Genomic DNA, 15,364 nt, shown 5'->3' with positions numbered 1-15,364 from the left:
CTCACTCGGTGGCTTTGGGGTGGGCGTTTCCTGCGACGACGATCCATACCGTGCGTTGCTGCGCGTCGACGAGATACCAGATCCGACCGCCGCCGGTTACTTCTATCTGCCACCTGGGCAGCATTCGACCTTCGAACGCGCCGCTTCCGAGCGAGCCGCGAAGCCTGTGCTGCCGCGGTGTTTCGACTGCCGGTGCCGGGTCGGCGCTCATCTGCTCCCAGGCCCGCCGAGTGTTCCCGGGAGCCTGTTGACACAACTCGTCCCACCCTTTTCCGGCATCGTTGCTGCCACACCGCACTTCCCAGTGATCAGGACCGGCAGGCGGCGCGACCCGCTGCTTTCGCTTCGTGGTCATGTCCTCGTAGGTTCCGTCGCCAGGCCGTGGTCGGTGATCCCGGCAGTCAACTGCGCGTACAACTCGGGGTCTGCATAAACCTCGGCAGTGTGCCGCCACGCCGCGATTACGTTGACCACCGGGGCAGGGTTGTCGACAGCATCCGCCGCGCGAAGCGTTTCCACCAGTTCCACCACGAAGGCCCGCACGTCTTCCGCAGGAAGGAACTTGACCCAGGGGAATGCTTCCGGAACGACGTCGACCAGCAGCGACAGGGCGGCGCCGTCGTGCCGCATCATGGCGATGAAGATCCGCGTGGTCGCCGAGACCATCTCGCTTTCCTGCTCGGCGCGGGTGGCGGTGGTCAGCACGAGATCGTCGGCATCGCGACGGCGTAACAGCAGCTCACGGGCCGATGAAAGCTTCGCGACCGTGGCCTTCGGATGGTTGATGAGCTCCGAGAACGGAGTCTCCGCAGCGATGCTCGACATACTTTCAAACTACCTTGAAAGTCCGCAGCGCGGCAAACGCAGGAGGAGAACGACGAGCGTCGGGGCCGAGCCCAGTCCGGACGGCGCTGCACAGCAGGTCAGTGGTGCTGCAGCTGTTCGCGGCGCTGGACGTGGTGATCATCGTGCTCGTGGCCCGGCGCTTGCGCAGCACCAGGAGCAGCAGGATCCCGGCCAGCAGTAGCGCAGCACCGGCGATGCCCAGCGGACCCGCCGGCGAGCCGATGGGCGCAAGGCGGTGCGGGTTCGACGTCGATCCGCCGTCACCGCCGCCCGAGCAACTGCCGCGATCACGGCAGCGGCTGCCGCCTGTGCAACGTTTCCGATCGGGCAGAAGGTGTCCTAATAGGACATCGCTGACCAGCGAACATGTCCCATTGCGCGGGCAATCACTTCAACTCGCGAGCCCACCGCCCGGATGCGATCATGCGCGGTTCGGCAGCGCCCGCCCGGCTCCGGGCCCCGCGAGCCCGACCCGCTCCGGCGAAAAAGAACCGATCTCGATCGCGTTTCGCAGATCCGCGAAATACGGGAATTCGCGACGGCGGATCGACTTCTGCGACCTCCGGACATCTTGATCAATTTCGATCTTTCACCAGCAATTGGCGAATTGTGCCCAAGCGATGGACATCTTCACTCGATCGAGTGAAGAGTCTCCTCTCGGTTCGAACCAGCTGTGCCCTCGTGAACCGAAGGAGATCAGCGTGTCGCTCGCCCGAAACCTCGCCGGACTCGCCGGAGCCGTGTTGGCCGTCGCCGCCTTCGCCGCCCCGGCCCAAGCGGAGACCCCGCCGTCGGACGTCTCCACCAAGATCATCGACGGCCGGGAGGTGGACAGCGCTCCCTGGGCGGCGCGGCTGTTCGCCAACGGCCAGGAGAACTGCAGCGCCACCATCATCGCCCCGGAGTGGGTGCTCACCGCCCAGCACTGCGTCGCCGGCGGCGGCTCCCTCAGCTTCAACATCGGCAACGTCGACCAGACGCAGGGCGAGAGCGCCAACGCCAAGCCCGGCGGAGTCCACATCCACGACTCCGCCGACCTCGCGCTGGTGAACATCGACCACGCGGTCCAGACCGAGTACGCCCCGCTGGGCTCGACCGGCGACGTCCAGGTCGGCCAGACCGTGCAGACCTACGGCTGGGGCGCGACCTGCACCGACCAGCCCGAGATCAATTGCCAGTCGCAGATCCTCAAGGTCGCCGACGTGAACGTGACCGACATCGCGTGCAGCGACTACCGCGGCGGCACCGCGGTGTGCGCCACCCGCGGCGACGGCATCCCGGCCGGCGGCGACTCCGGCGGCCCGATGTTCTCCGGGAACGTGCAGGTGGGCGTGGCATCGACCAGCGACCGCCAGTACAACACGGCCTACACCAACATCACCGAGTACCGCGACTGGATCCAGTCCATCGCGGGCGTGTAGATCAAGATCGCGAAGCGGTCCGCCCGGGCGCCTGCAGGCCCCGGGCGGACCGCTCGTGCATTGATGTTCACCTGATCCGAGCAGTTTTTCGGACTATCTGAGAACTTCTTCTTGATGCATCCCGACGGCGCCGTGAAATTCAGCGTTTGCGCAGGTCAAGGCCGCACTGAATGGATTGATCTAGCAATCCGGAGACGATCGGTAGCATCGCGTCGAAGCGCATTGCAACGTTTGTGTAGTGCTTCTCACGTGTAAAATCGCGTCTCGCCTGGTAGACGGATAGTTATCGCGTCGGGAGCCTGACGCGTTACGGATGTTCTGTTAAGTTGGCAAAGCATGACCGGCGACAAACCGAGCCATAACATCGACAAACGGAATGGCGACAGCGGTTCAGCCGGACGGTTGGAGATCGATACTCCGGTCGTCGCGGACGGCCCTGAGCTCTACCGAATCACCCGTGATTCGGCAGTGCTCGATGTGAACTCGTCCTACGCATATTTGTTGTGGTGCCGGGACTTCGCGCAGACCTCCGCGGTGGCACGCACCGACGGTGCGGTCGTGGGATTCGTGACCGGTTACATCCGGCCGGACGCCCCCGACACGCTCGTCGTGTGGCAGATCGCCGTCGATGCATCCCAGCGCGGTGGTGGCGTGGCGGGCCGACTCCTCGGCCACCTGGTGGACCGCGTGCTGCCGCGCGGGGTGCGGTACCTGGAGACGACGATCACGGCTGACAACGCTGCATCGATCAACCTGTTCACGGCGCTGGCGCGCAAGCGCTCGGCCGGCCTGGAGCGCAGCGAGCTGTTCACCGCCGACCTGTTCCCTGATGCGCACCTGGGGGAGGACCTGTACCGCATCGGGCCTTTCGAGCCCGTTCCGGCGGCCGCCGCCGGAGCCTGACGGCCGCCGTCCTGGCACGAAATCTTGTTCTTGAAGTGCCGGGCGCGCGCACAACGCGCTGCCTGGCCGAACGGAGGATCGTGAACGACATCTTCGCAACCCTGGAATCGGAAGTACGCAGCTACAGCCGCACCTGGCCGACGGTCTTCGACCGCGCCGGCGGCAGCTACCTCTACGACGAGGACGGCACCGGTTACCTGGACTTCTTCGCCGGTGCCGGCGCGCTCAACTACGGGCACAACAACCCGTTGCTGAAACGAAAACTGATCGAGTACATCGAGCGCGACGGCGTCACGCACGGCCTGGACCAGTCCACTGTGGCCAAACGCGCGTTCCTGGAGACCTTCCAGGACAACGTGCTCAAACCGCGCGGGCTGAACTACAAGGTCCAGTTCCCCGGCCCGACCGGCACCAACTCGGTGGAGTCGGCGCTGAAGCTGGTCCGCAAGATCACCGGCCGGGAATCGATCATCAGCTTCACCAACGCCTTCCACGGCATGACGCTGGGTTCGCTGTCGGTCACCGGCAACTCGATGAAGCGCGGCGGCGCCGGCATCCCGCTGGTGCACGCCACGCCGATGCCCTACGACGACTACTTCGACGGCCAGGTCCCGGACTTCCTGTACTTCGAGAAGATGCTGGAGGACAGCGGCAGCGGCCTCAACGAGCCCGCCGCGGTGATCGTCGAGACGCTGCAGGGCGAAGGCGGCATCAACTCGTCGCGGCCGGCGTGGCTGCGCGGGCTCTACGAGCTCTGCCAGAAGCACGGCATGCTGATGATCGTCGACGACGTGCAGATGGGCTGCGGCCGCACCGGTCCGTTCTTCAGCTTCGAAGAGGCCGGTATCCAGCCGGACATCGTCTGCCTGTCCAAGTCCATCGGCGGCTACGGGCTGCCGCTGGCGCTGACCCTCATCAAGCCGGAGCACGACGTCTGGGAGCCGGGCGAGCACAACGGCACGTTCCGCGGCAACAACCCGGCGTTCGTCACCGCCACCGAGGCCCTGAATCAGTACTGGGCCGACGACTCGCTGGAGAAGTCCACCATCGCCAAGGGCGAGCGGGTCGGCGAGGTGCTCGAGGAGCTCGCCGCCAAGTACGGCGCGGTGGCCAAGGGCCGTGGGCTGGCGCGCGGGCTCGGCTTCGAGGACACCGACGTGGCGGGCAAGGTCTCCAAGGCGGCCTTCGACCGCAAACTGCTGGTGGAGACCTCGGGCCCGAGCAGCGAGGTCATCAAGATCATGCCGCCGTTGACCGTTTCGGATGACGAACTGGAGCAGGGTCTTCAGATCATCCGCGACTCGGTCCAGTCTGTCCTGGCCTGATCCGGCACGCCGCGTCATGGCGCGAACGGACCGTTCGCCTCGTCAAGAGGCGTGAACGGGCCGTTCGCGCCGCTGCGGCAGAACTGCAAGTTGATCCACTGGAGGAACTGTGATCGTCCGGCACCTGTCGGAAATCGAGGAAACCGACGCCGACATCAAGACGGAGAACTGGCGCAGCAAGCGCATCGTGCTGGCCAAGGAGAAGGTCGGCTTCTCGGTGCACGAGACCACCCTCTACGCCGGCACGGTGAACGACTTCTGGTACGCCAATCACATCGAGGCGGTCTTCATCACCGAAGGTGAGGGCGAGATCGAGGACAAGGCGACCGGCGAGGTCCACCAGCTCAAGCCGGGCTCGCTGTACCTGCTGAACAACCACGACAAGCACCAGGTCCGGCCGCGGACGACCATGCGCACGGTGTGCGTGTTCAACCCGCCGGTGACCGGGCGCGAGGTGCACGACGAGAACGGCGTGTACCCGCTGGTCGTGGAGGACGACGAGACGCCGGTCGCCGGCTGAACTCGCTGTTCGAGCTTGTGAACCGCACGTGGCGGGTAACCGGAAGTGGTTGCCCGCCACGTGCGTTGACGGGTCTTCCCACGCGATGACGTGGGGAGTTGCGGGCGCATACGTGCGCCGCTTCTAACCGAGGAACCGAGAAATGGCGGCGGTGCCACCTGCACCGACCGCTCCGGCGGGAATTCGCGAAGGAGGCGCAAACCATGACCGTCGCTGATCTGAGCACCCAGGATCGCTATCCGACCCGGGTGAGCGCCGAGCCGGCGTTGATCCGGCGAGAGGACCCCACCGTCTGGCCCGGCGTGACGGCCGGCCCGGCGACCGCGGAAGAGCTCGCGGCCCACCAGGCCAAGGGCTTCCACGTCGTCGAGGGCTTGCTGTCGCCTGCCGAAGTCCAGACCTACTGGCAGGAGCTGGAACGGCTCACCAGGGACCCGGCGGTGCGGGCCGATGAGCGGACCATCGTGGAGCGCAGCTCCGACGAGGTCCGCTCGATCTTCGAGGTGCACCGGATGAGCGAGCTGATCGCGGAGCTGGTGCGCGATCCGCGAGTGCTGGACCGGGCCAGGCAGATCCTCGGCTCGGACGTGTACGTGCACCAGAGCCGGATCAACTACATGCCCGGCTACCGGGGCACGGGCTTCTACTGGCACTCCGATTTCGAGACCTGGCACGCCGAGGACGGCATGCCGGCGATGCGCGCGGTGAGCATCTCGATCGCGCTGACCGACAACTACCCGTACAACGGCGGGCTGATGATCATGCCAGGCTCGCACCGGACGTTCGTGTCCTGCGTGGGCGAAACGCCGGACGACAACTACAAGTCGTCGCTGAAGCAGCAGCGCATCGGGGTGCCGACGGAGGACGACATCACGAAGCTGGCCTACGAGCACGGCATCGAGCAGTTCACGGGCCAAGCGGGGTCGGCGCTGTGGTTCGACTCGAACTGCATGCACGGCTCGGGGAACAACATCACGCCGTTCCCGCGCTCGAACATCTTCGTGGTGTTCAACAGCGTGGAGAACGAGCTGGTGGAGCCGTTCGCGGCGAGCAACCCCCGCCCGGATTTCGTCGCCTCCAGAAGAACGATCCCGATCCAACGCTGACCGGCTGAGGCAAGAGGGCACCCGCGACACATCGGTCGCGGGTGCCTCTCTTCTTTTCACACCGGGAAGCGCATTCGGTTGGCAAGCGGCGACGTGAATCACAAGCCGCCGTGACGACGCTGCGTGATCACCCGGCTCCGGAGGCGCATCATTACTCCATTTCGACTAATGCAATCTCATGGACGTCGAGGTCCAGCGGGTTTACCCAACAGTAAGTAATTGCGAGTGGAATATTCCGGCGAGAAATTGGTCCGACACACCCGGAGGTGGGGTGGCGTCGGTTACACGCCGTGGCCTATGGTGTCCGTTATCGAAAAGCCGGTAGTAACCGGAATTTTCCAACCTGGGGATCAGAAGGGAGGCCCTGCGGTACCACCTGGCTTGAGTCCTGTCGCAGCGCTTCAACAGGACTCGTCCTGTTGTTGTCAGGCCTGACAGCAGTCGGGCCGCGTTCGGCGGTCGCCGAGCGTTGGGTTCAACAACGAAAGGAACATGCACAGGTGAACCGCAAGCAGGCCCGGAAGGCTCGTCAGACTCGTCGGCGGCGGGGTGCGGCAAAGCGCCCGGCCCGCCCACGTGGGACGGCCCGGGCACTTCTGCTGCTGATTCTGCGGGTCTCGCTGTGGTGGATCGTCACCTGGTTCGACGACCACAGCTAATCCCTTCTGGGGGCGGGTTGAAGTGGCACCTTCGGCCCGCCCCGTCCCAGCCGATGCGCCGCGAACGGCACATCGTGCACGTGCAGCTACGGACGGTTGATCCGCAATCGCACTGCGCGGTTAGGTTAGCGGATCCCGGGCTTGCGCGGCACTGCGATCGGCAAAAACAGGACGTGCGTCCGGCTACAACTGCCCGGAATGCCCCATGGAGCTTTCAACTCGCCATCAGGTCAGCGGATGGGGTGGGCTGCGAGGATCGCGCCGACCTGGTCGGCCACCTCCGGGTCGAGCATCGGGTAGCGGCCTCCCGCTACGAAGCGCTCCGAGAGCTCGAAGGTGACCACTTCGCCTTCCGCCAGCAACCGGCCCGCCGCCACCGGGTCCACCGCGACGTTGTCCGGGTGCGTGACCGTGATGTTGGCGAATGTCGCCGCCAGGTACGGGCTCGCGAACTGGGTGAACGAGTCGCCGACCATCCGCACCGGCCGGTCGATCATGCCCGGCAGCGCCGGCGACTCCAGGTGCAGCGGCTGGTGGAAGTCGCTGGGCTTGAACTGCGTGTTGTCCTCCGGCCCGCCGTCGGGCGCCAGCGAGTACGCCTGGATCGGCACGGTCCGGTCCTGCCCGAGCAGGTCCGGGATGTCGGCGCTGTGCGGGTACTGCCGGGACGGCCGGACCAGCCAGCTGCTCGTCACGCCCGGCTGCAGGCGTTCCGCGAGCTGGTAGGTCATGGCGATGCCGCCCTCGTGGGTCCAGTGCGTGTCGATGTCGTGGTAGATCGGCCGCTGGTTGCGCGCCGCGACCTCGCGCAGCTGGGCGCGCAGGTCCACCGCGCCGGTCGCGGCGGGCACCCGGCGCCAGAACTCGTCGCGGACCTGCGTCGAGCAGTCCTTCCCCGCATAGCCGTCCGGCATGTTCTCCGGGTAGACGGTGGACTTGTCCGGGGCGATGACCAGCTGGAACTTCCGGCCCGACGCCTCCACCACGGCGCGCCAGCGGCGCAGCCCGGCGATCACCTCGTCCAGCGTCCGCTTCGGCACGCACCGGTACGCCACGTCGTGGCCGAGGTACAGCCAGCCGTTCTTGCCCTCGATGACGGCGGGGAACACGTTCTCGTTGATCGGCGGTTTCTCGTCCACCTGCCCGGCACCTATCGGCGACGTGTGCGAGCCGCCGGCCAGCCGCGCGGGCTCGCCGAACACGCCGCGGCTGAGCGCGTCGACCGACTGCACGGCGCCCTTGCGGAACGGCAGGTTGTCGGTGGCCCACGCGTTCAGCCCGGTGAAGAACCCCCAGCCTTCGGTGACGCTGGGGAAGGCCGCGAGCGGGCGGTTCTCCAGCTGCTCGGCGCGCGCGCCGAAGACCCAGGTCACCACCTGCGCGGTGAAGAACAGCACCGCGCACACCAGCGCGGCCAGCTGGCGCCTGCCGTGCCGGGGCCGGTGCAGCGGGTGTTCCCGCGGCAACCACGCCTCGTGGACCGGGGGAAGATCGGGATGCTCCTGCCGCGACACGGCACCACGTTAACCGGGCACGCACCGCAACCGGCCCAGAACTCGCGGATTCCGGCACCCCGGTGCGCAGCGGTGAAATCTCCGGGCTCGGCGGTAGCGTCATGTTCCGCGAAGCCTTCCCGATCTTGTCGACGCCCGACCTCGACCGCGCGATGCGCTTCTACTGCGATGTGCTCGGATTCGAGCCGCAATACCGGTTCCCCGCCGAAGGCGAACCCGAATTCGTCACGCTCCGCCTGGAATCCCTCAGCTCGGCCTCGGCGCGAATCCCGAAGTGCGGCCAGGACGCCATTTCGCCCTGTGGCTCTACACCGACGACGTCGACGAAGCGGTGGGCCGACTCAGCGCCGCAGGCGTCCCGATCATCCAGGAACCCCAGGACATGCCCTGGGGCGAACGCATCGCCACGGCCGCCGACCCGGACGACAACCAGATCCACCTCGGCGCAGCGATCACCTGACCGACACCGTTTTCCGCCGACCTGGCCCGTGCGCGTTTTGTGTTGCTATAGCGACACAAACCACTCACGGGCAGCTACCTGCCGAAAAGCGCATTCGCGGTGCCATAGGGGAAGGCGGGTGTCCTCTTCGGGCAGTTTGTCCTCCGGATTCTTGGGCGGGCACCCGCACCTGGATAGCGTTCTCCACGAAAGCGGATCCGCGCAACATTCCTACTACCTCGGAGGAATCATCGTGCTTCGCAAGATCACCATCGGGGTCGCGGCCGTCGCCGGACTCCTCGCCTTCAGCGCCCCGGCCATGGCCTCCGGCGGCCCGTACCCGGCAGGCGTCTACCCGTCGTACGAAGCGGCCGAGGCGGCGTGCGAGGCCGGGAAGGCCCAGGGCCGCTGGACCGGCTGCTCCATCGAGGCCGGCATGGGCGACCCGATCCTCCTGTGGGTCTGGACCGACTGAACGAACTGACTGCTAAGCGCCGTCCCACATCCGGAGAAGCGGCGCAGCAAGACGCACACCCCCGAGGTGCAGGTTCAACAGGCGCATTGAACCTGCACCTCGGGGTGCTTCTTTTCAAGAACGGGCAGGGGCGAACCGGCTCGCGACGGTCTCGCAGGCGAAGCGCACCACGGTCCGCAGCTCCCGATCCGACGCACCGGCGCGGCTGAGCACCGCGAGGGACTGGTTGATCGCGACGACGTAGATGGCGAGGTCGTCGAGCGTCGCCGGGTCGACGTGCGGATCGTCGAGCGCGGCTCGGATGCGGGCCTGCTGGATGTCGAGCAAGCGGCGGACGTGCGCGGCGCTTTCGGGCGTCAGCGCGGCCGACTGGGCAGCCGACTGGGCGATGAGGCAGCCCTCCGGCACAGCGGGGTCGTTGATCCTGTCCAGGATGACGCCGAAGAACGCCTCGACGGCACGGACCGGATCGCCCGGGTGCGCGGTGAGCGCGTCCTCGTAGCGGGGACCGTACGTCGCGGAGTACCGGTCCAGCGCTCGGCGGAACAACTCGTCCTTGCCGCCGAACGCTCCGTAGAGCGATCCCCGGCCCAGCCCGGTGGCAGCGCCGAGCATGTCCAGCGACGCGTCGGCGTATCCCCGCTGCCAGAACACCGCCATGGCCTTGTCCAGGGCTTCGTCGACGTCGAACTGCTTGCGACCCGACATGCGTCTCCTCCCGGTCGGCGTGAGCCTACCTACTTCTTGGACCGGACGGTACAAGAATCATGGACCGATCGATCCAAGATGGTTTACGGTCGGAGCATGGGAGAAACCACCGAGCCTGTCGGCCGCGGCTCCGCGAGCGGCGCCCCCGGGCTGCCCGCCGGGTTCACCGACACGTTCCGCAGCCGCTGGGTGCAGGTCGGCGACCTGCGCCTGCACGCCGTGACCGGTGGCGACGGGCCGCCGTTGCTGCTGCTCGCCGGCTGGCCGCAGACCTGGTACGCATGGCGCGAGCTGATGCCGGCGCTGGCGCTGGACTTCACGGTCGTCGCACCCGACCCCCGGGGCGTGGGCCTGTCCGGCAAGCCGGACGACGGCTACGACACCGGCACCCTCGCCGCCGACATGGCCGACCTGATGAGCGCGCTGGGACACGAGCGCTTCGCGATGGCCGGCCACGACGTCGGCATGTGGACCGGATACGCGCTGGCCTCGGACCACCCGGAGCGCGTGGAACGCCTGGCCCTCGCCGAGGCCGTGATCCCCGGCCTAGCGCCCTCCCCACCGCTGTTCGCGCCGCAGGCGGCCGTCGATCGGCTGTGGCACTTCGGGTTCAACCGGCTCGGCTCGCTGAACGAGGAACTCGTCGCAGGCCGGGAACGGCTCTTCTTCGGGTACCAGTTCGCGACCAAAGCGGCCCGCCAACTGCCGGAGCACGCCGTCGACCTCTACATCGAGGCCCTGGCCACCGATCGCGAGGCCCTGCGCGCCAGCTTCGAGTTCTACCGCGCGATCGACACGACGATCGAGCAGAACGCCCGGCGCAAGGCGCGGAAGCTGACCATGCCCGTGCTGGCCATCGCCGGCGCTCGCTCCGTCGGCGACCTGGTCGGCGAAACCCTGGCCCCCGTCGCCGAAGACGTCGCGAGCGTCGTCCTGCCCGACTGCGGGCACTACCCGGCCGAAGAAGCCCCGCGGGAAATGCTCGCCGCCCTGACCGAATTCCTGACCCCGTACCGCGCCGCATTCTGATCATCAGAACCAGTAGTACTGATGAATGAAAATCCGGGACCGGCGGAAATCACCCGCCGGACGACCACCCGGCCGATCTCATTCGCCATCTTTATGTGCGCGGTGCGCTCAGCCGCCGCCAGTACCGGTGCCGGTGCCGCTGTGGCCGCCCGTGCCGGTGCCGCCGGTGTCGCTGCCGGTGCCTGTGCTGCTGTCGCTGCCCGTGCTGGTGTCGGTGTCGCCGCCGGTGCCGGTGCTGGTGCCGGTATCGCTGCCAGTGCCGGTGCTGCTGTCGCTGCCCGTACCCGTGCCGGTATCGCTGCCGGTGCCGGTATCGCTGCCAGTGCCAGTACTGCTGTCGCTGCCCGTACCCGAACCGGTGTCACTACCGGTGCCGCTGTGGCCGCCGGTACCGCTGTCGCTGCCAGTGCCGTCGCCTGAACGGCCGGTGCCGCCGGTGCCGCTGTGGCCGCCGGTGTCGGTACCACCGCCGGTGTCAGTGCCGCCGGGGCTGCTGCCGTGCTGCCCAGGCTCGAACGGATTCGGGGGTGCGGGTGCTGCCGGGGGCACCGCCGGCTCACTGTTCGTGCCCCCACCAGGCTCGAAGGGCGCCGGAGGTGCCGGTTCCGGGACGTGAGGCGATACGTACGGGTTCGGGGGCGGGGATTCGGGCCCACCGAACGGGTTCGGCGGCGCGGGTTCAGGTCCGCCGAACGGGTTCGGCGGCACCGGTTCCGGAACATGAGGTGGCATGAACGGATTCGGCGGCGGCGGTTCCGGTGCTGCCGGTATCGCCGGGGCCTGCACTCCGGGAGGTTCGGGAGGTCGTGGCTCGGGAGCACCCCCGCTCGGCCAGAACGTGTAGATCAGGCCACCGACGGCGACCACTGTGCCCACCACGGCGACAACCTTCTTGAAACGGCCCTTGACGACCTCGAACCCGACTTGCGCCGCCTTGACCAGACTCGTGCCCGCCAGCCACTTCGCGATCTGGCTCACCACGCCCGGGCCTTCGGAAGGCTCCGCTCCACCCGGTCCCGGCGCCGGAGGCAGCTGATCACCCGGCTCAGCGTCAGGTCCTACGGGCGACGGCGCGGCCTGACCTGGTTTCAGGGTCCAGTCCGGCTTTTTCTCACCGGTGCGGAACGTGGGCGTCTTGCCGGCACCCGCATCCACCGCCGGCGGCTCGCCGGCACTCGGCATCGGCTCCGCAGGCTCGGTGACCGGCAGCTCCGGAACGTCATCACCGGTCGGCCGCCCCGGTTCGTAACCCTCGACCGGCCCCAGAGCGGAATCTTCAGGCGGCGTCACGCCGAACTCGTCCAGAGCGGTCTGGTCCGCCCAGTTGTCCCCTTGGTGGTCGTTCAGGAAATCCTCGCTCGCGCGGGATCCGTTGAGGCGAGCGGTCCGCGCCTCCTCGATGCGTTGCCTGGTCGCCTCGATCTCCCGCTGACCGTCCCGGAGTTCGTCGCTCAGCCCGCGTGCTTCCTCATCGAGGTACTCGACCTCCGACACCGGTTTTCCGAGAGCCTCGGCCTCCTGCACCTCCGGCCGATGCATCTTCTGGTGCATCGCCAGCGCCTTCTGGGCGACCTCCAGGCCCCTCTCCTGGTTTTCGATGTAGTTGTCGATCGCTTTCTGGACGACCTGCTGCTTCGTGGTGACCATTCGTCCCGCCTCCGGATCCTCCACGTGCTCGTCCGAAGAGAGGGCTGCGTCCGGCCGGACCCCATGTGGTGCAGCCGGTCCCCGACAGGCCGGGAATCTCCACTCCCCAGTCCACGCCACACCGATTCGTGGTCCGGCAGAGCAGAAAGTCCCAACGAGCAAACGCCTGGTCGGGGCCCCTGATGATGGTCAGAACTGGTAGTAGAGGAACGGGCTGAAGGAGCCGGTGGCGACGAGCAGGCCCGCGTAGCCGAGGCCGAGGGTCAGGACGCCGATCCGGAGCGCGTAGGCCTGCGGGGTCCGGACCGCCTCCAGGAACGGGCCCGTGCCCGAGTTCGCCGGCAGCGCCACGACCACCAGCGCCAGCAGCAGGAACACCAGGCGCTGGTTCGTCACCGACGCCGCGACGATGTCCGTCAGGCCGGCGAAGTCCGGCAGCAGCATGTGGCCCAGCATCACGAACGCGCTGCCCAGGTCCGGCGACCGGAAGAACACCCAGCCGATCACCACCAGCAGCATCGTCAGCGCGCGGCGGCCGAGCCGGGCACGGGTGGTGCTCGGCGCGTGCGACCAGCCGAAGGCGCGCTCCACCACCAGCAGCGCGCCGTGGAACAGCCCCCACACCAGGTACGTCCACGCCGCGCCGTGCCAGAAACCGGTCAGCACGAAGATGATCGCCAGGTTCCGGTAGGTGCGCGCCGTGCCCCCGCGGTTGCCGCCCAGCGGGATGTAGACGTAGTCCCGGAACCAGCGGGACAGGGACATGTGCCAGCGGCGCCAGAACTCCGTGACGGTCACCGACGAGTACGGCCGGGCGAAGTTCTCCGGCAACCGGAACCCGAGCATCCGGCCCAGCCCGATCGCCATGTCCGAGTAGCCGGAGAAGTCGAAGTACAGCTGCATCGTGTACCCGATCGCGCCGAGCCAGGCGATCGCGAACGTCATGTCCTCGTTCGGGGTGGCGAAGCAGGCGTCCACCATCGGCGCCAGCGTGTCCGCGATGACGACCTTCTTCGTCAGGCCCCACGCGAACCGCGGGAAACCCGCCGCGATGTCGTCGAGCCGGTGCGTCCGCTGCTGCGGGAGCTGGTCGGCGATCTCCCGGTAGCGCACGATCGGACCGGCCACCAGCTGCGGGAACATCGCGATGTAGGTGATGAACGAGACCGGATCGCGCAGCGCCGGGCGCTCGCCCCGGTAGATGTCCACCACGTAGGAGATGTGGTGGAACGTGTAGAACGAGATCCCGATCGGCAACGCCAGGTGCAGCACCGGGAAGTCGCCGCCGAACCACTGGCCGAGCACCGCGAGCTGCGCGGTGGCGAACCCGGCGTACTTCCAGATCGCCAGGATCGCGAGGTTGAACGAGATCGTGCCGATCAGCAGCCACTTCCGCCGGTTCTGCTCGAAACCCCAGTCGTCGGGTTCCAGCCGCCGGCCGGCGAAGTAGTTCACCACGATGCAGGCGAGCAGCAGCAGCGTCGTCCCGCCCGCGCCGCTGACGTAGAACAGCAGGCTCGCCACGGCGATCACGACATTGCGTCCGCTGCGCGGTGCGATCAGCACGGCCGCGAGCACGGCCGGCAGGAAGTACCAGAGGAACAGCGGACTTGCGAACGACATCGGGGGCCTCGGGGTACGGGAGGCCCTCGCCTCCTCGCTGGTGCTGAATTGCTCCGTCGGACTCTAGCCGAGCCCGGACCGTCACCGGCCCCGAACGCGATGAGTGCAAACCCGGGACGGCCGCCGCGACGATCGCCTAGCCTGGGCCCATGAACGCACCGCCGCCCGGCTGGTACCCGGACCAGGCAGATCCGCGTTACGTGCGCTGGTGGGACGGTCGGCAGTGGACCCCGCACGTCCAGCCCGCCCAGCCGGTCCAGCAGCCGCAGTACGCGCAGCGCAACGACGCCTCGGCCATCGAGCTGGCGATGGGTGGCACCGGCGACGCCGCGTCCGTCCAGCAGCAGGTGCAGCAGCGCGCCGGTGTCGGAGGCACGATCGCCGGCGGCGGTGGCACGCTGTTCACCGAGCCGGTGCTGGTGATCAACCAGAAGGCGAAGCTGATCGAGGTGGCGAACGAGTACGCCGTCTACGACCAGCACGGCCGCCAGCTCGGCTCTGTCATGCAGGTCGGCCAGAGCGGCGCGCAGAAGGCGCTGCGGATGTTCACCAAGCTCGACTCGCTGATGACCGTGACGCTGGAGATCCGCGACGCCACCGGCCGGCCGATGTTGGTGCTGACCCGTCCGGCGACCATGTGGAAGGGCACGGTGCACGTGCAGCGGCCGGACCAGTCGCCGGTCGGGGACATCAAGCTGGCGAACGTCTGGGGCAAGGCCAGGTTCGACTTCGAGGTCAACGGGCAGCGCATCGGCGGCATGCGCGCGGAGAACCTGCGCGCCTGGGACATCAAGGTCCTGGACCACGCCGACACCGAGATCGGGCAGATCACCAAGACCTGGCAGGGCCTGGCGAAGGCGGCGTTCACGACCGCGGACAACTACGTCCTGCAGATCCACCGACCGCTCCAGGACCCGCTGCTGAGCATGGTCGTCGCATCGGCCCTGACGGTCGACACCATCCTCAGCCAGAACCAGTCCTGACGTCCCCACCCGCAGTTCGATCGACCGCAGTTCCAATTGACCGCAGTTTCAATTGAAACTGACCCTCAAGTTTCAATTGAAACTGCACCCCTCCCGGCGTGTCGGGGTCACGACGCACCGGAGGGTGTGGACAACCTCGTACGGCTGTGGACAACTTCCGCAATTT

Annotated in this window: 15 protein-coding genes and 1 pseudogene; 10 read left to right on the top strand and 6 right to left on the bottom strand. The window is 67.5% G+C overall.

What is annotated here, in order from left to right; all coding sequences use genetic code 11:
* Position 1 precedes the first annotated feature (1 nt).
* On the bottom strand, positions 2 to 355 hold the full coding sequence (locus tag ACWEV3_RS28730; RefSeq protein ID WP_358499958.1) for a hypothetical protein: 354 nt from the start codon (positions 353 to 355) through the stop codon (positions 2 to 4).
* A complete protein-coding gene (locus tag ACWEV3_RS28725) occupies positions 352 to 825 on the bottom strand; it encodes a DUF6247 family protein (RefSeq protein WP_358499956.1) in 474 nt (157 codons plus the stop codon). The genes ACWEV3_RS28730 and ACWEV3_RS28725 overlap by 4 nt, the downstream gene beginning before the upstream one ends.
* 722 nt (positions 826 to 1,547) lie before the next feature.
* Here ACWEV3_RS28725 and ACWEV3_RS28720 point away from each other — a divergent pair.
* The 5 genes from ACWEV3_RS28720 to thpD all read left to right on the top strand — a co-directional run bounded on the left by ACWEV3_RS28720 (position 1,548) and on the right by thpD (position 6,121).
* Entirely contained in the window at positions 1,548 to 2,267 is a 720-nt protein-coding gene (locus ACWEV3_RS28720) for a S1 family peptidase (RefSeq protein ID WP_452616871.1), read from the top strand.
* 402 nt (positions 2,268 to 2,669) lie between these two features.
* Complete coding sequence (gene ectA / locus ACWEV3_RS28715; RefSeq protein ID WP_132484584.1) at positions 2,670 to 3,170, top strand: diaminobutyrate acetyltransferase; 501 nt, start codon at positions 2,670 to 2,672, stop codon at positions 3,168 to 3,170.
* 80 nt (positions 3,171 to 3,250) lie between these two features.
* A complete protein-coding gene (gene ectB / locus ACWEV3_RS28710; protein ID WP_452616870.1) occupies positions 3,251 to 4,495 on the top strand; it encodes a diaminobutyrate--2-oxoglutarate transaminase in 1,245 nt (414 codons plus the stop codon).
* A gap of 109 nt (positions 4,496 to 4,604) precedes the next feature.
* The gene (locus tag ACWEV3_RS28705) at positions 4,605 to 5,015 is read left to right on the top strand and encodes an ectoine synthase (RefSeq protein ID WP_358567078.1); all 411 of its coding nucleotides are present in this window, start codon (positions 4,605 to 4,607) and stop codon (positions 5,013 to 5,015) included.
* Positions 5,016 to 5,218: 203 nt separating this feature from the next.
* The gene (thpD, locus tag ACWEV3_RS28700; protein ID WP_358567081.1) at positions 5,219 to 6,121 is read left to right on the top strand and encodes an ectoine hydroxylase; all 903 of its coding nucleotides are present in this window, start codon (positions 5,219 to 5,221) and stop codon (positions 6,119 to 6,121) included.
* An 889-nt stretch (positions 6,122 to 7,010) separates the two neighbouring features.
* Here the strand turns inward: thpD and ACWEV3_RS28695 are convergent.
* Positions 7,011 to 8,294 (bottom strand): alginate O-acetyltransferase AlgX-related protein, encoded by a 1,284-nt coding sequence (locus ACWEV3_RS28695; protein ID WP_452616869.1) that lies wholly within the window; start codon positions 8,292 to 8,294, stop codon positions 7,011 to 7,013.
* Between the two features lie 101 nt (positions 8,295 to 8,395).
* On the opposite strand from ACWEV3_RS28695, the pseudogene ACWEV3_RS28690 reads away from it, so the two are divergent.
* The 3 genes and pseudogenes from ACWEV3_RS28690 to ACWEV3_RS28680 form a co-directional block, all read left to right on the top strand.
* Positions 8,396 to 8,497, top strand: a pseudogene (locus tag ACWEV3_RS28690) (VOC family protein); the annotation flags it as partial.
* Entirely contained in the window at positions 8,458 to 8,754 is a 297-nt protein-coding gene (locus tag ACWEV3_RS28685; RefSeq protein WP_452616929.1) for a VOC family protein, read from the top strand. The pseudogene ACWEV3_RS28690 and the gene ACWEV3_RS28685, both read left to right, overlap by 40 nt.
* 232 nt (positions 8,755 to 8,986) lie before the next feature.
* On the top strand, positions 8,987 to 9,208 hold the full coding sequence (locus ACWEV3_RS28680) for a hypothetical protein (protein WP_358567089.1): 222 nt from the start codon (positions 8,987 to 8,989) through the stop codon (positions 9,206 to 9,208).
* Between the two features lie 114 nt (positions 9,209 to 9,322).
* Here ACWEV3_RS28680 and ACWEV3_RS28675 read toward each other — a convergent pair whose 3' ends face one another.
* Positions 9,323 to 9,916: a TetR/AcrR family transcriptional regulator gene (locus ACWEV3_RS28675; RefSeq protein WP_452616868.1), complete on the bottom strand. Its 594-nt coding sequence runs from the start codon at positions 9,914 to 9,916 to the stop codon at positions 9,323 to 9,325.
* 96 nt (positions 9,917 to 10,012) lie between these two features.
* On the opposite strand from ACWEV3_RS28675, the gene ACWEV3_RS28670 reads away from it, so the two are divergent.
* Positions 10,013 to 10,945: an alpha/beta fold hydrolase gene (locus tag ACWEV3_RS28670; RefSeq protein ID WP_452616867.1), complete on the top strand. Its 933-nt coding sequence runs from the start codon at positions 10,013 to 10,015 to the stop codon at positions 10,943 to 10,945.
* A 108-nt stretch (positions 10,946 to 11,053) separates the two neighbouring features.
* On the opposite strand, the gene ACWEV3_RS28665 is transcribed toward ACWEV3_RS28670, so the two are convergent.
* Together ACWEV3_RS28665 and ACWEV3_RS28660 are read right to left on the bottom strand one after the other, a co-directional pair.
* Positions 11,054 to 12,592 carry a hypothetical protein gene (locus tag ACWEV3_RS28665; RefSeq protein ID WP_452616866.1) on the bottom strand — a complete coding sequence of 513 codons (1,539 nt, stop codon included), beginning with the start codon at positions 12,590 to 12,592 and terminating at the stop codon, positions 11,054 to 11,056.
* A 189-nt stretch (positions 12,593 to 12,781) separates the two neighbouring features.
* Entirely contained in the window at positions 12,782 to 14,215 is a 1,434-nt protein-coding gene (locus tag ACWEV3_RS28660; protein ID WP_452616865.1) for an MBOAT family O-acyltransferase, read from the bottom strand.
* Positions 14,216 to 14,364: 149 nt separating this feature from the next.
* Here ACWEV3_RS28660 and ACWEV3_RS28655 point away from each other — a divergent pair, with 149 nt between their 5' ends.
* Positions 14,365 to 15,198 (top strand): phospholipid scramblase-related protein, encoded by an 834-nt coding sequence (locus ACWEV3_RS28655; RefSeq protein WP_452616864.1) that lies wholly within the window; start codon positions 14,365 to 14,367, stop codon positions 15,196 to 15,198.
* Positions 15,199 to 15,364 lie beyond the last annotated feature (166 nt).

This window comes from Saccharopolyspora sp. NPDC003752 (assembly GCF_053605825.1).
The sequence above is the reverse complement of the archived record's forward strand: the minus strand, read 5'-3'. Positions and strand labels throughout refer to the sequence as shown.